Source organism: Arthrobacter sp. Z5-13 (assembly GCF_056499105.1).
In genome coordinates, this window is sequence record NZ_CP096460.1 from 3,900,162 (window position 1) to 3,918,677 (window position 18,516).

The following is an 18,516-nucleotide window of genomic DNA, read 5'->3' on the forward strand; positions in this document are numbered from 1 at the left end:
CGCTTCTGCTTTTGCGCAGCGCGAGCCTACCTGTCCCCTATCGGCGGCGCACCGGCTTACCGTGCACAATGGGGGTCGCGCGCAAGGCGATGTGGGTGCTCGCGCCGGGATCGTCGTCGTCCACTGCTAACGAAAGCGCCGCTTCGCCAAATGCTTTGAGCGGCACCTCCACCGTGCTGAAGCCGGGAAGTACGTCCCCGAGCATCGGGATCTGGTCGAAGCCCGTGACCTCAACGTCCCGTGGGGACTCGAGGCCGAGTTCGCGGAGCCGTGCGATGGCCCCAACGGCCATCGCGTCGCTCATGGCGGCGATGACATCGAACTCCGCGGCCCGGTTGGCGAGCTGATCGATCGCATCGAATCCACCGTCCCGCGAGAAGGTGCGAAAGATAATGTCGTCCTGCCCAACGGAGATTCCGTGAGCCGAGAGCCCCTCGAGAAACCCCTCCACCCGGTCTCTGGAAGTGATCTGGACCGGCGGCGCAGAGAGGATCGCGAAGCGCTTCTTGCCTGACTTGGCCAAGGAATCCGCCAGAAGGCGCGCTGCCTGGTGGTTATCCACCGTGACCGACGGAAAGTCCAGAGAGCTGTCGCCGACGATTACTACGCGGGTACCGTGCTCCGCGAGGGTTCGGAGCCGCGCTTCCAGCGCCCGTTCACGAGGCTCGTCCGTCGTGCGTCCGGTGGCAACCACCAGCGCACGGTGCCGCTCCCCCCGCAGTGCTGTGAGTAACTCCAACTCGCGGAGCGGATCGTCCAGAGTAGTGCGGACGGCAACGGAGACGCCCCGCTTCTCAGCAGCGTGCATCACTCCCGAAATAATGGTTGCGGATCCGAAGTCCTCGATGTTGCCCACCAGCAAGGCTACGCTGCGTGCGCGCCCATCCTTGGTGGCCTGGGCGGCGGGGTTCACGGAGTATCCCAGCGCCCTCGCCGCATCCTCTACGCGGCGCTTAAGCTCCGGGGAGCCACTCTCTGCTCCCCGGACTCCGCCGTTAAGCGAACGGGATGCAGTGGGCACCGACACTCCCGCGAGGCGGGCAACGTCGGCAAGCGTAGGCGGTTTATCCGGGCGCAAGCTCAACTCTCCCCCAATTTCTTCTGCAAACATTATCCAGTCTAGGGCAGTGGCAGGCGGCGCTGTGGAGGCTCTGCTTCCGCACTGATGCCCACTCCCGTGAGCGTCGCAGTCCTTCCCAATCACTTCTGAACCCTTGATTCTCGGCTCCGCGACCGCTAACCTACCATTCAGGATAACGTTATCCTAGTTTTCCGGCGTGAGATGCGGCCTCCCTGAACAGTCGCCACCATGCCAAGTTCCGGGAAGGAATATGCAATGACGCAAGCCCGAAAACGATCACAGCTGCCTGCCTTGACCGCCATATTGGCGATCGTGGCAGGCATGTTCGTGATGGCGTCCCCAGCGAGGGCCGCCGAGTACGACACCCTGCTCACCAACCATGTGGTCACGATCAACGAGACGGTCAGCGACGCCGGATTCGTCCACCCCGGCGTGGGCCTATCGGCCGATGACCTGCGCAACGCGCAGGCGATGGTGCGCTCCGGCCAGGAACCGTGGGCCTCCTACTTCAAGGCCATGACGGCCACCGGTGCCGCGTCCAAGACTTACCGGGCGGCCAACTCCAAGTCCGCCGCCCAACCAGATGTCGCGCTCGACCCGAACTTCAACCACGGGGGCCTGCGGGGCAGGGAGACCAACGACTCCTTCGGCACACTCACTCAATCTCTTATGTGGGTCATGACCGGCAATGAGGTCCACCGCAAGAACGCGATCCAGGCGCTGCGCACCTGGGCGAGCATGAACCCCGATGGCTTCAAGTATTTCCCCGACGCGCACATCCACACCGGCAAGCCGCTCTCCCAGTTCCTTATGGCTGCCGAGATCATCCGTGCCACCGACCCGGTAGCCGACGACACCCCGGGCACCCAGGACGGCTACAACGTGGTGTGGAGCGCCGAGGACGACAAGCGTCTGCTGAACAACTTCGCGAATCCGCTTGTCAAAACGTTCCTCTACTCGCCCGAGCGGTGGATGAACCAGCACAACTTCGGGCTCTACGGCCGCATCGCCACCGCGATCTATGCCGACGACGCCGATGCCTATGCCAAGGGCGTCGAATGGTTTACCGTGAACTCCGAGTTCGTGAACTACACCAGCGGCGGCCTCGCGCAACAGATCCCGCTCATCAAAGCCGACGACCCCGCCAACCCCTATGGCGAGGACTTCGTCCAGATGCGCGAGATGGGCCGCGACCAGGCCCACGGCGAATGCAACCTCGACAACTTTGCTGCGATGGCGCGCTTCCTCCACGTCCAGGGCACCAAAGTGGACCCCAAAAACGGCACCGTCTCCAAAGCTGACAACGCCGTCACCGCTTACAAGTTCCTCGACAACCGGCTCCTCGAAGGCGCGGACGTCTTCGACGGCTACATGATGGGCCAGCCCACAAAGTACATCGACGACCGCGGTACCGGCGGGACGATCTCCCCGGCCTACCGCGGCCGGATGTTCAACGCCCTCAACGAGTTGTACTACCAGTACAAGTACGTCGAGGGAGTCGACGTCGATGCCGAGGCTCCGAACGTTGCCCTGCTCCACGAGCGTATGGACGGCCCCCTTTACTACAACGGCACCGGCGTCAACAACTTCTGGAGCGCAGGTGACAAGAGCATCGAGTACTGGGTGGCGTTCCCGCCGGCGATCGCCGGGACCAAGCCGACCCCCGTGGAGGACACTACTGTCACTTTCGGCCACTACGGCATCGCGCTGGATGAGGGCACTAAGATCGTTACCGAAGGCGACCGGACATTTGCCCGCGCTACCGCGGATGCGGACGGCACCGTGAGCGTTGTCAGCCGCGTGATGTACCCCGGGAATAGCAAGATGGGCGTGCTCGTGCGGACCGATGGCCCCGCCACCATCGAGGTGCTCGACAAGGAGGAGCGGGACCCCCGCAACAAGCTCGAACCCGAGCCGGGCGTCATGACGAGGATCGAACTGCCTGACACCAAAGGCCAGTGGCGGTACATCACCTATCCCGCAGCCGGCCCCAACACCCACTTCTACCGGGTGACCGGCGACGGCACCAAGGTGGACATGGATACCCTCATGTTCAACGCCCAGACGCAGCTCACCCCGCCCGCCTTTGAGCAGGCCCGGGGGCTGTACTACCTGTGGCCGGACGCTACCTCCACCTTTGAACTCGGCGCCACCGATGCCGGCGGCGCCCCCGCCTACACCTCAGGCAACCTTCCCAATGGGGCGGTACTGGATTCCGCGACCGGCAAGATCACTTGGAAGCCCACTGACCGCGACACGGGCCTACACAAGGTCCAGATCGTGGCCGACGACGGCCAAGCCGTCACTGCACGGACCTTCGAGTTTGTGGTGGCCAAGAACCGTCCCAAGATGATTGACGCCGCCGTCGCAGCCGGCACCGAGGAGGGTGCGGTCTACACCACGGTCTCCAACGAGCCCTACCAGGCCGCGTTGGCCGCTGCAAGGGACAGGTCCGAGAATGGCACCGATGCTGAGTTCCGCACCGCCTTCGAGGCGCTGCTCGGCGCGATCGAGGGGCTCAAACTTCTCAACCCGCGCCTGACGGACGGATCTCTTGACTACCGCGGCGCCATTACGCCCATCAGCATCACCGCGGACGCGGCGCGCGCCCTCGCCGATGGGAACAGCCACAGCCACTCCGGCGACCTGCGCGTCGCGTCGTTCACACTTGACTTCGGGACCCGGTACCGCGTCGCTGCCGAGAAGTTCGGCATCCAGGCCCGCTTCTCGTTCCCGATGCGCTCACAGGGTACCAACGTGTACGGCTCGAACGACGGCATCACCTGGGCCCTCCTCACCGAGCGGCAGAGCGGCGACACCAACGACATGGAGACCATCCCCGTCAAAGCCGAGCACCGCGGCAAGGAGTTCCGCTACCTGAAACTCCAGATGGACCAGCCGGCACCGCCTATCGACCCCGATTACCCGGGCATCTGGTCCTTCGGCGAGTTCCACGTCTTCGGCGACCGCTCAGAAGTCCCAGGGGACATCACCGACGTCTCTGTGGCCTCACCGGATGCACTGGCGAGCAGGATAACGGCCGGTGGCAACGTCAACGTGACGTTCACCAGCGCGAAGCCCGTAAGCAATGTCGCAGTCAGTGTCGGCGGACAGCAGCTCGCAGCTACCAGCGGGGACTCACTGTCGTGGACGGCTACAGGAACGCTCGGCGACCTCACCGGCGGCGGCCGCCTCGATCTCGTGATAGACCACACCACTAAGGACGGAAGGACAGCTGCGACCATCCACGGCTCTACGGACGGCACTGCACTGTACGGCACGGACGAACGTAACCTGATTGATCTCGCCGACGCCCAAGTGGTCAAGGTGGATGGTTCGGCCGATCCGTCGAAGGCCACGCACTCGGCGAACATGCTTGACGGCAAACCCGCTACGTTCAGCGACGTGCCCGCCCTCGATGGCCAGTACTACCTCATCTGGGACTTCGGCGCCGGCAGGCAGGTGAGCGTGGATCGCTTCGACTACCTTGCACGCCAGGACCCCGAAGGCGTGCGCCGTATGAACGACCAGGTGCTCCAAGGTTCAAACGACCTGAACACCTGGACGACCGTAGCCGACGCGTCGTACAAGACGCTCTCATGGCAGAACTTCGACGCGACCGACGCCGGCAGCTACCGCTACCTGCGGGTCACGAATAAAGCGCCCATCTACATCGCCGAACTCCGGCTCTTCGGTAAGTCCGTGTACAGCATCGATCCGCTCCTTCAGCGCGCCGATGCCGTGGATCTGAGCACTTACACCCGCGGCTCGAAGCTCCTGTTCCCCCGCGAGGTCGCGGCGGTCCGCGAGGCACTCACCAAGCAGGACGCGGACGAGCAGGCGCTCGCACAGCGACTCGTCAACGCCTGGGCCCTCCTGATCCCCTTGGCGACCGAGGCGCCCGCGACGTTCGACCAGTCTTGGGTCGCGGCGAACACCGCGACTGCTGACGGCGTGACGAGCGCGGCGGCGAACGGCTGGCGCATGTTCGACGGGAACACCGGGACGTACACCGACACCACCACGAAGTCCTGCACCAACACCGTGCTCCCCGCCGACGGGAGCGCGTACACGGTGGTTGGCGTGAAGTACTTCCCGCGGGACAACGCGGTGTTGCGGGCCACCGGCATGGGAATCCAGGGTTCCAACGACGGCGGCGCCACGTGGACGCAGTTCGCGAGCACCGGAACCCCGGTCCGCGGCTGGAATACCATCACCCTGCCCGAGCCTGTGCACTACGGGGCTCTACGCATCAATGGCGGCAACGGCTTCTGCAACGTGGCCGAGCTCCAGTTCATCGTCAAAGCCATCGACAAGTCGGGACTGGCTGTCTACCTGGATGACGCGAAGGCACTGAGCGAGGCAGGCTGGACTGCAGGCTCATGGGCGGGCCTCGTCGCCGCGCGAGACGAAGCGACGGCGGTCAACGGGAACAAGGGAGCCACCCAAGAGGAAGTCGATCAAGCGGCAGACAAACTCGCCCAGGCGATCAAAGGACTGACTGCGGCCTAGCAACAGCCCTAAACCAAGACCCCCAAGCGCATTTTTGCGCTTGGGGGTCTTGGTCATTTCAGGTCAGCAGGACCGGTTTGATCACGGTTCCGGATTTAGTGTCTGCCACAGCCTGGTTGATCTCTTCCAGGCGATAGGTCCGCACCAACCGTTCCACGGGAAACCTCCCCGATTCCATCAGGGTGATGATGGACGGAATCAGGGTTTCAATCTCGCTGTCACCCAGAGTCACTCCCTCAATGCGGCGCCCGGGCATCATGAAGTTCACGTCCACGGCAACAGTAGCCCCGAACGCAGGAGCTCCGATCACCACAATGTGTCCCCTCGCCCGGGTGGCACCAATGGCCTGTTCAAGAACCCTGGTGTTTCCCGTAGCCTCGATGGCTGAGTGGGCGCCGCCACCGGTAATCTTGTGGATGGCCTCCGCGACGTCGCTGACCACCGAGGCGTCAATAACGTGCGTGGCACCAAGTTCAAGGGCCAACTCCAAGCGGGAAGCAACACGGTCAACGGCGATGATGATTGTTGCAGGGGTCAGGGCCGCGGCCATAACGGCCGCCAGCCCAACAGTCCCGGCTCCAAAAACCACAAGACTGGAGCCTGGGGCCGGCCGGATGACATTCCAAACAGCGCCGGCACCGGTCTGCACGCCGCAGGCAAGAGGGGCGATGTGTTCCAGCGGAAGTGTGGTGTTGATCTTGACTACACTTCGTTCGTCCGCGATAACAGCCCTGGCAAACGAGGATTGACCGAAGAAGCGGCCACCCAGCGGTTGCCCGCCACGGGAAATAGTGGAGGAGCCATCGGCCCTCACTCCCCCCAGCAGGTTATCCGGCAGCCAAGTATCGCAGTACGCCGGATGGCCTCCCCTGCAGTTGCTGCATCGCCCGCAGGACGTAAAGGAAAGCACAGCTGTGTCGCCCGGCTTTACCCTCGTGACGGCGGAGCCCACTCCGGTGACAATCCCAACCCCTTCATGTCCCAGGACACCAGGGAGAGGAAAAGGCAAACCTCCTCCTGCCACCGAAATGTCGGTGTGGCATAAGCCTGCTGCCTTAATTTCCAGTCGGACTTCCTCAGGGCGCAGCGCATCAAGCTGTACGGACTGGAAGGTGAATTCGGCATCCGGGGCTTCGATAACAGCGGCTTCGGTTGTTACGGTCATGCTGAACTCCCTAGTCGGTTGCGATGACGACGGACTTGGTCCGGCAATAGGACTCGAGGGATTCCGGCCCGTATTCCCGGCCCCATCCTGAATTCTTGACGCCGCCAAAAGGCACGGCCGGATCCAGCAGGGCCCAGGCGTTCACCCAGACGATTCCGGCTTCCAGTTGAGCTGACACCCGGTGAGCCCGGGAGATACTCGAGGTCTGCACGCCCGACGCCAGTCCGTACTGCGTGCTGTTGGCCAGCTGGATGGCCTCTTCTTCAGTGTCAAAGGGCTGGACGGTCAGGACCGGGCCGAACACTTCCTCTTGCACGGCTGCGGCGTCGTTTTCAAGCCCGGCTATCACCGTGGGCTTATAGAAGAAGCCCCCGTTCAGGTCCAGCGCTTCACCGCCAACAATCACTTGGCCTCCGGCCGCCTTGGCACCCTCCACATACTCGGCCACCTTGTCCAGCTGCTTCCGGCTTGCCAGCGGGCCCATGACGGTGGCCGGATCTGTAGGATCGCCCACCGGCACTCCCGCCACGGCGTCCCTGAGGATGCCCAGCACCGTCTCGTAAATGGGCCGCTCCACCAGCAGGCGGGGGCCGCCCATGCAGAATTGTCCCGAGTTGAAAATAAAGGCCCCAATCACTGTGCCGATCGCCTTCTCCAGGTCAGCATCGGCAAAGAGAATATTTGCCGCGTTACCGCCCAGTTCGGCTGTCACAGGCTTCAGGCTGGCACCTGCAAGCGCAGCGACATGGCTTCCGATCTCAGTGGAACCGGTGAAGGCCACCTTGTTGACATCAGGATGCGCCACCAAGTGATCCCCCAGGGCACCACCGGAGCCAGTGACCACATTGAAGACGCCGGCAGGGACACCGGCCTCTGTGAGGATTTCAGCCATCAGGAGCGCACTCAGCGGTGTATCGCTGGCGGGTTTGTGAACCACGCTGTTACCGGCAGCCAAGGCAGCCGCAATCTTCGTACTGGAAAGGATCAGCGGGAAGTTGAAAGGCGTGATGGCTGCAACCACCCCCAGGGGCTCCCGCTTCGTGAAGGCGTGGGCAGCGAGCGGGGTTTCCCGAACAGAACCGTCCAACTGCTGGGCCATTGCCGCAACATACTCGTACTGGTCAGCCGCCGTGGCAACGTCCACCACCCGGGCGAACGTGATCGGCTTTCCTACATCGGTGCTTTCCACCAGGGCAAGCTCTTCAGCCCGCTCGCGGATAATTGCTGCGGCCTTGTTGAGAACGCGGGAGCGCTCGCGGCCACTCAGTCGGGACCATCTGCCGTCATTGACCGAAGCTCTGGCGGCGGCGACTGCTGCGTCAATGTCAGCAATAACGGCTGAGGCTACGGTGGCGACTTCCTGCCCGGTGCCGGGGTTCAGTACTGATGTCCGGGCGCCGCCGGCGGATTCCTGCCAGGCACCATTGATGAAGAGCCTGCCATTGGCCACAATCTCCGGCAGGGAAACCGGTTCATTTGGTGCCGGAGCGGCAAGGGTTTGTGATTCCTGAACAGTCATTGCTGGGTCCTGTCTCTGATTCGCGGTGTCGGGAGCAGCTTTGCTCCGGTTGAAGAGGTTCGTGCTGAAAAAGGGATTGAAGGTTGCCGCTAATGCGCGTGGACGCCGCCGAGCGCAAGCCGGCAGGATCGCAGCGCACGGCGCAAGGTGGAACGGTCGTCGTCGTCAAGATCGGCCACCATCTGGCGCTCAATTGCCGCCACCTCCTCACGAAGCGCGTCCAACGCACCCTGGCCTTCGGGAGTCAGCGACAACAGGTACTGCCGTTTGCTATCAGGGTCGCGGTGGCGTGCAAGGAAGCCCCGCTCGTCAAGGACTGTGATCATCTGCGCCATGGTCTGGGATCGCACAAATGAATTCCGTGCCAGTTCCGCGGATGTCAGGCCGGGATGGCGCTCAAGCACGGTAAGGGCTGTGTACTGCTGGGTGGTCAGGCCATGGGCGGACACGACGTCGTCCAGCCGGGACCTGACGGCCAGTTCCAGTTGCTTGATGAGGTACAGCATGGTGATGTCCGAGGAGGCGTTTGCCGCTGACGCCTCGGATTTCGGTGCTGCGCTGGAGGTGACTCCGGCCATTGGATCAGCCCCTGGCCTTGCCACATGGCGCCAGCGACTGCCTGTTCGCCAATGGTGCCACAGTGCTGTGCTGGGTCTCCGGGCGAAGCCGGCAATGATACGGACGGAAGATCCGACGGCGGGAGCAGAACTTGCTGTTCATAGGAACACCCAGGTTTTCGACATTGAAACGGAGGGAGGCAGCCGCAAAATTGCGCCGCAACTGCCATGTACGAGAGCTGATCATCAGGATTACTGATAATCAGGGAACCTGTGGATGACAATACGGCGGACGCTCCGATACGTCAAGAGAAATCTGCCACTCCGGGCCCCAACCACCACGGGAATCAAGGCTGCCCGGTGCGTCCAGGTTGTGCAGGACCGCACGGAAATGGTGCAGGAGGGTGTACACACGAATCTGACGGTTGGTGGTAACGACGTCGAGATCGGGCATGCAAGGGCGGAAAACCCATACTTCCAAGGACGAAAACTTCAGGGAACAAGCCTTATTAAGGACCTACCGTCGGGGGCCTTCACCCTCGCCTGGGTCGACACCTTGGGCTTGGCCGCAGTCAGGTTGTTTGGGCTGACAGGAGCAGGAACAACGGAACACGGCGCCTGCGGGCCAACTCGGCTTCGTCTCCGCCGAATCGGCTGGGTTCCGGTGCGCACTCCCGCAGGGAGGTCACGTTGAATCCAGCACCAGTAATCCCGCCCACATACTGTTCGACCGTCCGGTGGAACCAGGTTACGGTGTCACCCATCCACAGGCGCTCCCGGGCTCCACTGGAGAAGTAGTCATCAACGGTCCAACTCCCACGCGGTCCGGGAGATGGCTGCGCCTCAGATGAGGTAATAACGGGGTGAAGAACTGAAAAGCAGAGCCTTCCACCCGGACGCAATACGTCATGGCAGGCGGACAGGACAGCGTCCAGGTCCTCAAGATAGTGCAGGGCCAGTCGCGAGACCACGAGATCAACGCTCCCGGCAGGAAGCGAGAGCTCCTCCATGTTCTGAACGGCCACTGTCCCCCGAGTGTCCTGGAGTGTCACCCCGGCCCGCGTAGCCATCTCCTGGGAACCATCAATACCCAGATAACTGGTGCATCCCTGTTGCAGAAGCATTGCCCCCAGTGCTGCGTCTCCGCAACCAAGATCCAGGACATCTAACCCTGCTACGTCCCCGAGCTCAGCAAGCAGCGCCGGCTCCTCCATCACGAAATTCGGGCTGGAAACTCCACCGTGGCGATGAACTCCGTACCTCCCGGCCACGCCAGGACGGTCATAAAACAAGGCCCCACTGGCAGATGCGGGAGAAATGTCCGGGGATGAGGTGCCGTTTACAGCGCTTGGTTGGGTCACCCTCACAGTCCACCACAAGGCAACCCATTTCGACTGCGCCACCGAGCGTGGTCCCACTTTCTTGGAACTGGGACGCCTCCCAACACCTGGTTAGTCCTCGATCGCCTGAACGCCGTGTCGGCCAGCACATGCGCTGCGTAGGCGGGGGCGGATTATCACTAGTTCTCGATGCCCGGCGTGGCTATGCCAAGGCTCGTTCCCAGACCGCATGGTTCTTGAGGACGTAGGCGCCATCGCATCCGGCAAGGCTTTAGCCCAGAGGCCGGGGAACCTCCACGCCAGCTGAGCAGAGTGCAGTGAGATAGCTCTGCACGGCCGCGGAATGCTTCAGCCAGGGCTTTCGTACCGTGCCGCCTACGCGCACAACGCTTCCGGACGCATTTCCACCTGAAAGTTCATGCTCATCTCCAACCACCCCAACAGGCTACTTGGCCTACAACGGCACTATCCAACGACTAATGTCGCCAAGGGACTGCCGGTGACAACCTGGTGCCGATATGGCGGTCCTCGTCAGTAGAGGATGCGTTGGTACAACAGGTGATCCTGCCAGCTGCCCGCAATCTTCAAGTAGGCCGGGGCGAAGCCTATCTCTTCAAAGCGTGAACGTTTTAGCGCTTTCTGGGACGCTTGGTTGTGCTTGAGAGTCGCAGCTTGCAGGCGATGGAGGTGCAAATCTTGCTTTGCCGTTTCGGCGGCGAAGGCAACGGCAGCTGAGGCAATTCCCCGACCGTTGTGCCCTCCGTCTACCCAGTATCCAACATGGGCGCTAAGGAAGGGGCCACGGACGATGCCGGACAGGGTCAGGGTCCCGATGATTCGGCCCGCAGCGAGCAGGACCCAAGGGACCTCCGAATCTGCTGCATAGAGATCGAGCTTTGCCGCAATGACTGCGGCCTGGCCTGCCGGGGTGAAAAAATCCTCAGAGCGTGCCGGCTCCCATGGAGCCAGATGCTCTCTATTGAGCTCGTAGGCACTCGACAGTAGATCGGCATCCAGGGAATTCATCAGCCTGATGTGAACTTTCCCGGTCAGGGTTTGTGCCTTTGCCACCATCGAAACACCTTAGCGTCCCCTCCAAAGGAACGAGTACGTCGTTTAGGTGTTCCACTTCCTTGGAACCGGAAGCACGAATGGGCAACCCTTCCGTTGACCGACAAAGAACAGGACGCGTCGGGCGCCCGTGACTGCAGGCACCCAAACGCGTCCTGTCCTTTGCTGCGTTCCTAAGCGGCCGTGGCGACCCAACCTGAGCAACCGTAGATGCCGGTGCCCTCGCTTCGGTTATTGAGGCATGCCCGGACGTAAACTGTGCCACTCAGACCGCTGCCTTGCGCTTGACTCTGGGTGCCGCTTCCGTTGCTGTTGGTCAGCGTCGCAATGTAGGTATTCCCATTCGAAACATACCTGAGCTGCGCTACAGATGAGATGCCGTCCACGCGGGTGTCCTGGCTCGATAGGACGTTGGTGGATGAGTTGTAGTAGGCGTAGGACCCGGTCACCGACGCCCCTGCGCTGGCGGATGCAATCGGCGCTGTTGCCAGCATTGAGATTGCAATAGCGCCAGCGGCTGCAGCACCGGAAAGAGCCAATCGTGATTTACGCATGTCGTAATACCTTTCCCCAAATTTTTGTAAATTAGTCGCATCACACCCGCCCCAAAGAATATGTTGGCGATCACACCGCGAAGCCGCTCTCAAGGTAATCGAGGAACTCATCTCGATTCCACGGCAATCCCAGTTTCAGAATGCTTCGTTACAGAATTGTCATAATATATGACAAGATCGTTGATTTCCCTTTCCCTGTCGTTCATGAAGGCAGGCAGTGCTCCACTTCCTTGGAACTGGGATGGATGGCCCGAGATTCGGGCGACGCTGCGATTATGGCGTGACTGTTTGCTTTTTCCAACGTGGAGGGATCCAGATGTGCGTTGCGAAGAACGAGAGCATGAACCAGCCGGGCAGGGAGTAGGCCCACGCAGGTGAATACAGAGTGATGGGAGCCGAAATCTCCGGATCCACTACGGTTACCTCGTTTCCCATGAGATAGCCATAAGCGGTCAGTCCGAGACTGAGGACTACACCGACCATGGCGATCTCGCCATGGCGGATCCACCAGCGCCGGATCCTGGGGATGCGGCGCACGGGCAGCCCGGCCCAGGAGTAGGTCGGTCAGATTCCGCCGACACGCCAAGGACGGTTGTCGCTTTTCGGAAGAATCTCATCGCTATGGAGAACCACACTGGTTGCTCCGTCAGTGCATGGACGGAGTGAAATCCTCCTACGACATGCACGTCCCATTTCCTTGGAACTGGGACACCCTTGGCGGGATAACCCTTCGCCTATTTCTGCACTTCGTGGGAGAGCTTGGTTCTACTATCCAGGTCTCGTTCCATGGTGACGCCATAAGGGATTTCGCTGCTCAGGTTCGCGGTGTATATCCCGGGTTCGTGCCGGGTCACAAGCACCCCTTCCCAGCCATCCGTTTTTGAGTGAGCGTGGGCCAAACTGACGGCGCTACTGATGTCGTCCTCGATCTCTGAGGTGGTGAGCCCCGTGATGTGGAAGTAGCGGTCGGCTTCTATTGTGATGATTATTGGAACTCCCTGGTAGCCCTTAGTAGTCGTTAGGTCTGGTCGAGGGTCAGCTGGGAGCTCTGCTTTGAAGGTAAGAATTGATCAGTTCGACCATTCTTACCGCGTTGAAGCTCTTTCCGTGTCCTGGGTGGACGACACACCAATCACGTCCTTTCCAGCGCTACAGGCGTGCCAGGTAGTCGGTCGCAATGTTTTTCATCGCTTGGAGGCCGAACTCAGGTCCGTGGCCCGCGAAGACAGCGGTGACTTCCAAATGAGAGAGCCGCTCCATGGTTTGCCGGTAGTCAGCCTGGCTGGCTCCTCTTATGGTGTCCAACAGATTGCCCTCATATACCGTGTCTCCTGTAAAGAGCCATTTCCGTTGCGGGTCGTAGACACAGATGCTTCCAGGAGAGTGTCCTGGTGTTCCGATGACCTCCAACGGGGTTCCGAGGGTGTCAATGACATCTCCATCCTGGAGGAGCCGCTGTGGGGTGGCCCGACGGACGTGATAGAGGCCGGGGTCGTAGTCGGGGTATGGGAATCTTCGCAGCATGGAGTCCGCCTCACCCTCAGGTACCTCGATTCCGAGGATGCCGTAGAGGGCGCGTGTGTGAAGGGAAACCGGTCCTGGATTGATCAGCGCGTTGGCTTCGGCGACTTGGACCGCGATGTCGTCGAACTCGTGTGCGCCTCCCACATGGTCCAGATGGGTGTGGGTAAGGATGAGGAGAGGATCCCGTTCAAACATCCGGGGTATCTCCTGCCGAAGCGGGACAATACCCAAGCCCGCGTCAATGACCACGTCCCTCATCTGGCCCCGTATCCACCAGATATTGGACTGGAGCATCGGGTGGACGTGGGGTTCTGTGATTTTAGTCAGCCCAGGGAGTACTTCTTCGACGGCGTACCATCCCAGTGAGGGGCGGGATTCCATGGTTTCCGCTTCCATGCTCAATGGATGTGCCTGAGGAAGTCCCGTGTCCGCTGGTGTTGCGGGTTCTTGAAGAACTCCTCAGGGGGTGCCTGTTCCACGAGGACGCCTTGGTCAAAAAGCGCTACTTCGGTTCCCACTCTCCGCGCAAACTGCATTTCGTGAGTTACCACAACCATGGTCATTCCGTCAGCGGCGAGTTTTTCCATTACTTCCAGGACGTCGTTGACCAATTCCGGGTCCAGGGCTGATGTTGGTTCGTCGAAAAGCATCACCGACGGGTTCAGAACCAGTGCCCGGGCGATTGCGACCCGTTGCTGCTGCCCACCGGAAAGTTCGCTGGGGTAATGGCGCAGGTGGGAACCCAAGCCGACTCGATTGAGGATTTGGGCGGCCTTGTCTTTTGCTTCTGCGGCGTGAACATTTCTGCTCAGGCGCTGGGCCAAAGTGACGTTTTGTAGAACGGTGAGGTGGGCGAAGAGGTTGAAGCGTTGAAACACCATGCCGATCTCGGACCGCTGACGGGCCAAGGTCCGTTCACGTGCAGGGCGGTTCCTGGTGTCGACGCCAATGCGGTTGCCTTTGAATATGACTTCCCCGGCATCGAGGGGTTCCAACAGTGCCATCAACCGGAGCATCGTTGACTTCCCGGATCCAGAACGGCCCAGAACAACTTTTACTTCGCCGGGGGCTACGGAGAAATTCACGCCTTTAAGGACTTCCTGGGTTCCATATTTTTTGTGAAGGTTCCTGACCTCAAGCACAGTCGTGGTCATTGATGGACGCGCATTTGTGAGTGTCTTGGACATCAGAGTCCTTTCAGCGTCGAAGGCACAGGCTTGGACCAGACCTGGGACCTATCTGGTTTGGAGACCCACCGGTATCGTTTTTCAACTTGGTGCTGCAATGCCATGACGGCACTGACGATAACGAGGTAGTAGACGAGCGCAGCGGTGTAGTACTCGGCGTAGCGGAAGGTGGTCGCTACTTGCACCTGCGCCGTGGTCATCAATTCCTGAAGTGAGATAACGGAGGCCAAGGACGTGTACTTGATCATCCCGATGAACTCGTTGCCAGTGGGCGGCAGCGCGACCTTTATAGCTTGGGGAAGCTCTACCCTGAGGAAGGTCTGTGCTGGGGTCAGCCCCAAGGCCCTTGCGGCGAGTTTCTGTCCGCTGTCGACGCTGAGCAGCGCCGAACGGAGTATCTCTGCCATGAAGGCACCTTCAACCACGGAAAGCCCAATGAACCCTGCTAAGAAGGGCGAGTACCAGCTGTCCCGGAGCGCCGGAATGATCTGGGGTGCTGCGTTCCAGACAATGAGAAGCAACAAGAGCGTCGGAACGGAGCGGAAGAACCAAACATAGGCCCATGCCAGGCTGCGCAGGGTCTTCTTTTTAGAGATTCCGGCCAGGGCAACGCCGAGTCCGATCAACGCTGCCGCTATTTGTGAAACTATTGCAAGTTCAAGCGCCAAAGCGGCACCGGTCAGGAATTCTTTGGAAATCAGGGCCTGGAGGAATATGTTCTGGTCAAAATCCATTATTTGCCCGCATCAGTGAGCCGGGCAGGATCCAATCCGTAGGTCTTTGCGATCTCGGCGAGTTTGCCTTCTTCGACCAGCTTCTTCAGTCCGCTTCGGATCTCCTCTGTCAGGGCCGAGCCCTTCTTGGCGTACACGCCGAAGACAGCCTCTGTTTCGAAGATGCCGGGAACGGCTTGCAGTTTCCCGCCGGTCTTTTCTGCGATTTCACCGACTGAAACGTCGGTATCAATGAGTGCATCGGCCTTTCCGTTCATCACCGCAGCCGTGGTTTGGGTGTTCTGCGGGTACGACTGTTGGACCAGGTCTTCTAACCCTTTACTCTTCAAGGTGGCCGACAGGTCCTTGAGGTTCGCCTCGTATGCTCCGCCGGCGAGAACGGCAATCGTCTTTCCGGCCAAGTCATCCACGCTCTTGATGTTCGAGCCCTGGGGGGCAATGATGACCGAACCCGTCTTCAGATACGGGACAGCATCGGCAACCTGCTGCCGCGCGTCATTAACGTAGAGGCCGGACCAGACCACATCGCAGCGGCTGGCTTGCAGGGCCGGCATCAAGCCGTCGAATGCGACATCGGAGAATTTAGCTTTCACACCCCATGACTCCGCTAGGGCAACTGCTGAATCGGCATCAAACCCAATCGGCTGGCTGCCCGTGTTGCCGTCTTTGTAAAATTCCAGGGGCTTGTATTGCGGCGTCATGCATACGCTGAACTCACCGGCTTTCAGGAGCCCCTTGGGGCCGTTGGCTGACTCCGGGGCGGAAGCGTCGGCGCCTCCGGCACATCCGCTCAACATTAGGGCCGCAGTCAGTACAACTGCCGAGCTCAGAAAAACTTTCATCATGACCAATCCTTCGCATAGAACAAGGCCATCGATGTGGCACTCCTCACATAATAGGACCCCTGATTGACAAAAAGTTAGATAGATAGGCTACTCCTAATGATATGTAAACGATTGTGTGATACTTGGTTACTATGCGACTTATCTCTCCTCGCCTTTCTAACGATCTAGTACTTGGGATGGACCGAAAAAAGTTCTGTAACGAAAAAAATAAGTGATGACTCATGGATGAAATCGACGAGCAAATACTGGGTGAGCTGCTGCGGAACGGACGAATCACCCTGACCGAGCTCGCCAACACACTGGGCGTTAGCCGCGTCTCGGCTGCCCGACGTTTGAACGCGCTCCTGACCGAATCCGGAGTCCGCGTCATAGGCTTGGCACACCCTGCTGTTGTTGGGCTTCCTGTCATGGCCCATGTCTCCATCGATGCAGCCGTTCCGGTCCACGATCTGGCCGAACAGATCGCTCAAGACCCTCGGGTGCCTTTCGTCTCCATCACCGCCGGCTTAATGTCTTTGATCGCTGAAATTCGTGCCAAAAACCACGAAGAACTCCAAAGCTGCATCGACGACGTACGTGGGGTCACCGGAGTGACATACATGCGCACCAGCATCTACACCGAACTGCTTATCGACATCCTGCATCCGGCCCCCATAAAGAACCCGGTTCTCGACCAACTCGACCTCGCCCTCATCGAGATGCTCCGACAGGATGGACGAACCAGCTACGCAACCATGGCCTCAACGCTGGGCGTATCAACCGGAACCGCAAGGACACGCGTCATGCGCATCCTGGACAGCGGAATCGTCAAAGTAGGCCTCACCTGGCGTCCTTCCTCCCAGGAACGCGTTACCCGTATGGGACTTGGCATCCGGATCACAGGCACAGCGCTGGACCTTTCAAGCTCACTTGAAGAAATCCCAGGATTTACATTCCTGGCATCGAGCATCGGCCAGCATGACGTCATCGCAACCATCCACGGATCCGACGCGCACTCCGTACTCAGGGCAGTCGACCAAATCAGGGCACTCCCAGAGGTTCTGAACATCGAGTCTTGGATTCATCTCAAAGTCATCAAAGAAGAGCACTAGAAGCCATGCCCCATCCCAATCACAAGATGACGTGAATTGCACCCACTGGATGCTGCACCGCACAAAAGAGCAGTGACGTCGCTCCATTGCCTTGCACATGGGAAGCGAGCGCGGAAGCGGCACAAACGGGACAACCGTTATGGGTACTGCCCGCACGGGCGATGCCCAAGCCATTGGGGCTGCCGCCGCCTACCCTGTACTGGCCTCGCAGAAGCAGAGGGAAGGGCGACCCCCAAGGACCGCCCTCCCCATAATCCTGCCAAGCTCCCCTCAGCGGCCCGGTAACCAGAGGCCACAACCGGGTAAATCCCACCCATGATTTACACCGATTGTCCAACTTTATTAGTAAGCATACTTAGGGGTCAATTAGGTTACTCGGAACATGGCCTTCCGAGTTCTCGAGCACTGAAAGAATTTCTGACACTGGAACTTCCGCAACTGCGGCAACGGCGTCGATCTTGGCACCTTGTTCAAGTGCTGCTGCCGCCGCCTGGGCCAAATCCACACCTGCCTGATCCAGGGCGAACTCCGCAGACTCTTTATGTGCGGCTGCTACCTGGATCCGGCGGCGATTCTCATCATTCATGGGGACGCTCTCTGTTCGGGAACGCCGGAGGCGTTGAACATAGTATGAGCACAAAGGAATGTCCTGCCAAAACGGTCAGGACAGCCGCCGTAACAACGTGCCTCCTGGGCCAGCGACCCCACGGGAATGATCGCGCCTGGCTTTCGTCACCAGCATGATGCCGGACGGCTCCCAGCAAGGAGCGCCCGATCTTTTCCAGATTCTGTCTTGGCTTTCTTCAGTGTTCGTTCCGAATCACCGTAGACTCGGGCGGAACAATCAGCTTGGGGGAAGCTCATGAAATCACGCGGCAAGTGCCTGGTCATCGAAGACGACCATGACGTGAGGGAACTTCTGGCCCTGATCCTCACCGGTCAAGGCTTCGACGTGTACACCTTCGCCACCGCCACCGAGGGAGTACGGGCAGCCCAGACGATGGATCTGGCCCTGATTGCCTTGGACCTTGGCCCTCCGGATGTCGACGGCTCCGAGCTCGTACAGAGCTTCAAGACCACCTCGGCCGCCCCTGTCCTAATGATCACCACAAAAGCCCGGGCCGCCGACGAAGATCAGCGGATGGCCGCAGGTGCAGACGCTTACCTGGTCAAACCCTTCCGTGCTGCCCTGCTCCGCAAGCTCATCAACCAACTGAGCCCGCAAGAGCAACCCAAGGCAATAAAAACCCAGGGCGAAACCCTCACTGAACAAGCCTCATAACACCAAGGATCACCTCCACACATATTCGGCATCCGCCACTTCGTGCGTCAGAAG

At 60.2% G+C, this 18,516-nt stretch carries 16 protein-coding genes; 3 read left to right on the top strand and 13 right to left on the bottom strand.

Annotation, left to right across the window (positions count from 1 at the left end):
* Positions 1-37 precede the first annotated feature (37 nt).
* Positions 38-1,111, bottom strand: a complete 1,074-nt coding sequence (locus tag M1E02_RS18135) for a LacI family DNA-binding transcriptional regulator (RefSeq protein WP_479375576.1) — start codon at positions 1,109-1,111, stop codon at positions 38-40.
* A 225-nt stretch (positions 1,112-1,336) separates the two neighbouring features.
* Here M1E02_RS18135 and M1E02_RS18140 point away from each other — a divergent pair, with 225 nt between their 5' ends.
* Positions 1,337-5,593 carry a putative Ig domain-containing protein gene (locus tag M1E02_RS18140; protein ID WP_479375577.1) on the top strand — a complete coding sequence of 1,419 codons (4,257 nt, stop codon included), beginning with the start codon at positions 1,337-1,339 and terminating at the stop codon, positions 5,591-5,593.
* 58 nt (positions 5,594-5,651) lie between these two features.
* Here M1E02_RS18140 and M1E02_RS18145 read toward each other — a convergent pair whose 3' ends face one another.
* From M1E02_RS18145 to M1E02_RS18195, 11 genes are all read right to left on the bottom strand, one after another.
* Positions 5,652-6,758 carry an NAD(P)-dependent alcohol dehydrogenase gene (locus M1E02_RS18145; RefSeq protein WP_479375578.1) on the bottom strand — a complete coding sequence of 369 codons (1,107 nt, stop codon included), beginning with the start codon at positions 6,756-6,758 and terminating at the stop codon, positions 5,652-5,654.
* Positions 6,759-6,768: 10 nt separating this feature from the next.
* Positions 6,769-8,277, bottom strand: coding sequence for an aldehyde dehydrogenase family protein (locus tag M1E02_RS18150; protein WP_479375579.1), 1,509 nt, complete (start codon positions 8,275-8,277; stop codon positions 6,769-6,771).
* Positions 8,278-8,366: 89 nt separating this feature from the next.
* Complete coding sequence (locus M1E02_RS18155) at positions 8,367-8,855, bottom strand: MarR family winged helix-turn-helix transcriptional regulator (RefSeq protein WP_479375580.1); 489 nt, start codon at positions 8,853-8,855, stop codon at positions 8,367-8,369.
* 551 nt (positions 8,856-9,406) lie between these two features.
* On the bottom strand, positions 9,407-10,195 hold the full coding sequence (locus M1E02_RS18160) for a class I SAM-dependent methyltransferase (protein WP_479375581.1): 789 nt from the start codon (positions 10,193-10,195) through the stop codon (positions 9,407-9,409).
* Positions 10,196-10,705: 510 nt separating this feature from the next.
* Positions 10,706-11,248 (bottom strand): GNAT family N-acetyltransferase, encoded by a 543-nt coding sequence (locus M1E02_RS18165; protein ID WP_479375582.1) that lies wholly within the window; start codon positions 11,246-11,248, stop codon positions 10,706-10,708.
* Positions 11,249-11,418: 170 nt separating this feature from the next.
* Positions 11,419-11,799: a hypothetical protein gene (locus tag M1E02_RS18170; protein ID WP_479375583.1), complete on the bottom strand. Its 381-nt coding sequence runs from the start codon at positions 11,797-11,799 to the stop codon at positions 11,419-11,421.
* Between the two features lie 273 nt (positions 11,800-12,072).
* Positions 12,073-12,336, bottom strand: a complete 264-nt coding sequence (locus tag M1E02_RS18175) for a hypothetical protein (protein ID WP_479375584.1) — start codon at positions 12,334-12,336, stop codon at positions 12,073-12,075.
* Positions 12,337-12,948: 612 nt separating this feature from the next.
* A complete protein-coding gene (locus tag M1E02_RS18180) occupies positions 12,949-13,719 on the bottom strand; it encodes an MBL fold metallo-hydrolase (RefSeq protein WP_479375585.1) in 771 nt (256 codons plus the stop codon).
* 2 nt (positions 13,720-13,721) lie between these two features.
* Positions 13,722-14,510, bottom strand: a complete 789-nt coding sequence (locus tag M1E02_RS18185; protein WP_479375586.1) for an amino acid ABC transporter ATP-binding protein — start codon at positions 14,508-14,510, stop codon at positions 13,722-13,724.
* Positions 14,510-15,244 carry an amino acid ABC transporter permease gene (locus M1E02_RS18190; RefSeq protein ID WP_479375587.1) on the bottom strand — a complete coding sequence of 245 codons (735 nt, stop codon included), beginning with the start codon at positions 15,242-15,244 and terminating at the stop codon, positions 14,510-14,512. The genes M1E02_RS18185 and M1E02_RS18190 overlap by 1 nt, the downstream gene beginning before the upstream one ends.
* On the bottom strand, positions 15,244-16,089 hold the full coding sequence (locus M1E02_RS18195; protein WP_479375588.1) for a transporter substrate-binding domain-containing protein: 846 nt from the start codon (positions 16,087-16,089) through the stop codon (positions 15,244-15,246). The genes M1E02_RS18190 and M1E02_RS18195 overlap by 1 nt, the downstream gene beginning before the upstream one ends.
* 221 nt (positions 16,090-16,310) lie before the next feature.
* On the opposite strand from M1E02_RS18195, the gene M1E02_RS18200 reads away from it, so the two are divergent.
* Entirely contained in the window at positions 16,311-17,180 is an 870-nt protein-coding gene (locus M1E02_RS18200; protein WP_479375589.1) for an Lrp/AsnC family transcriptional regulator, read from the top strand.
* A gap of 355 nt (positions 17,181-17,535) precedes the next feature.
* Here M1E02_RS18200 and M1E02_RS18205 read toward each other — a convergent pair whose 3' ends face one another.
* On the bottom strand, positions 17,536-17,766 hold the full coding sequence (locus M1E02_RS18205; RefSeq protein ID WP_479375590.1) for a hypothetical protein: 231 nt from the start codon (positions 17,764-17,766) through the stop codon (positions 17,536-17,538).
* 276 nt (positions 17,767-18,042) lie between these two features.
* Between M1E02_RS18205 and M1E02_RS18210 the strand changes: the two genes are divergently transcribed.
* Complete coding sequence (locus M1E02_RS18210) at positions 18,043-18,462, top strand: response regulator transcription factor (protein WP_479375591.1); 420 nt, start codon at positions 18,043-18,045, stop codon at positions 18,460-18,462.
* The last annotated feature ends 54 nt before the right edge of the window (positions 18,463-18,516 follow it).

Bases quoted from the DNA above. Each gene is read 5' to 3' on its own strand.
- M1E02_RS18135 (WP_479375576.1), bottom strand. From the start codon at position 1,111: ATGTTTGCAGAAGAAATTGGGGGAGAGTTGAGCTTGCGCCCGGATAAA.
- M1E02_RS18140 (WP_479375577.1), top strand. From the start codon at position 1,337: ATGACGCAAGCCCGAAAACGATCACAGCTGCCTGCCTTGACCGCCATA.
- M1E02_RS18145 (WP_479375578.1), bottom strand. From the start codon at position 6,758: ATGACCGTAACAACCGAAGCCGCTGTTATCGAAGCCCCGGATGCCGAA.
- M1E02_RS18150 (WP_479375579.1), bottom strand. From the start codon at position 8,277: ATGACTGTTCAGGAATCACAAACCCTTGCCGCTCCGGCACCAAATGAA.
- M1E02_RS18155 (WP_479375580.1), bottom strand. From the start codon at position 8,855: ATGGCCGGAGTCACCTCCAGCGCAGCACCGAAATCCGAGGCGTCAGCG.
- M1E02_RS18165 (WP_479375582.1), bottom strand. From the start codon at position 11,248: ATGGTGGCAAAGGCACAAACCCTGACCGGGAAAGTTCACATCAGGCTG.
- M1E02_RS18170 (WP_479375583.1), bottom strand. From the start codon at position 11,799: ATGCGTAAATCACGATTGGCTCTTTCCGGTGCTGCAGCCGCTGGCGCT.
- M1E02_RS18180 (WP_479375585.1), bottom strand. From the start codon at position 13,719: ATGGAAGCGGAAACCATGGAATCCCGCCCCTCACTGGGATGGTACGCC.
- M1E02_RS18185 (WP_479375586.1), bottom strand. From the start codon at position 14,510: ATGTCCAAGACACTCACAAATGCGCGTCCATCAATGACCACGACTGTG.
- M1E02_RS18190 (WP_479375587.1), bottom strand. From the start codon at position 15,244: ATGGATTTTGACCAGAACATATTCCTCCAGGCCCTGATTTCCAAAGAA.
- M1E02_RS18195 (WP_479375588.1), bottom strand. From the start codon at position 16,089: ATGATGAAAGTTTTTCTGAGCTCGGCAGTTGTACTGACTGCGGCCCTA.
- M1E02_RS18200 (WP_479375589.1), top strand. From the start codon at position 16,311: ATGGATGAAATCGACGAGCAAATACTGGGTGAGCTGCTGCGGAACGGA.
- M1E02_RS18205 (WP_479375590.1), bottom strand. From the start codon at position 17,766: ATGAATGATGAGAATCGCCGCCGGATCCAGGTAGCAGCCGCACATAAA.
- M1E02_RS18210 (WP_479375591.1), top strand. From the start codon at position 18,043: ATGAAATCACGCGGCAAGTGCCTGGTCATCGAAGACGACCATGACGTG.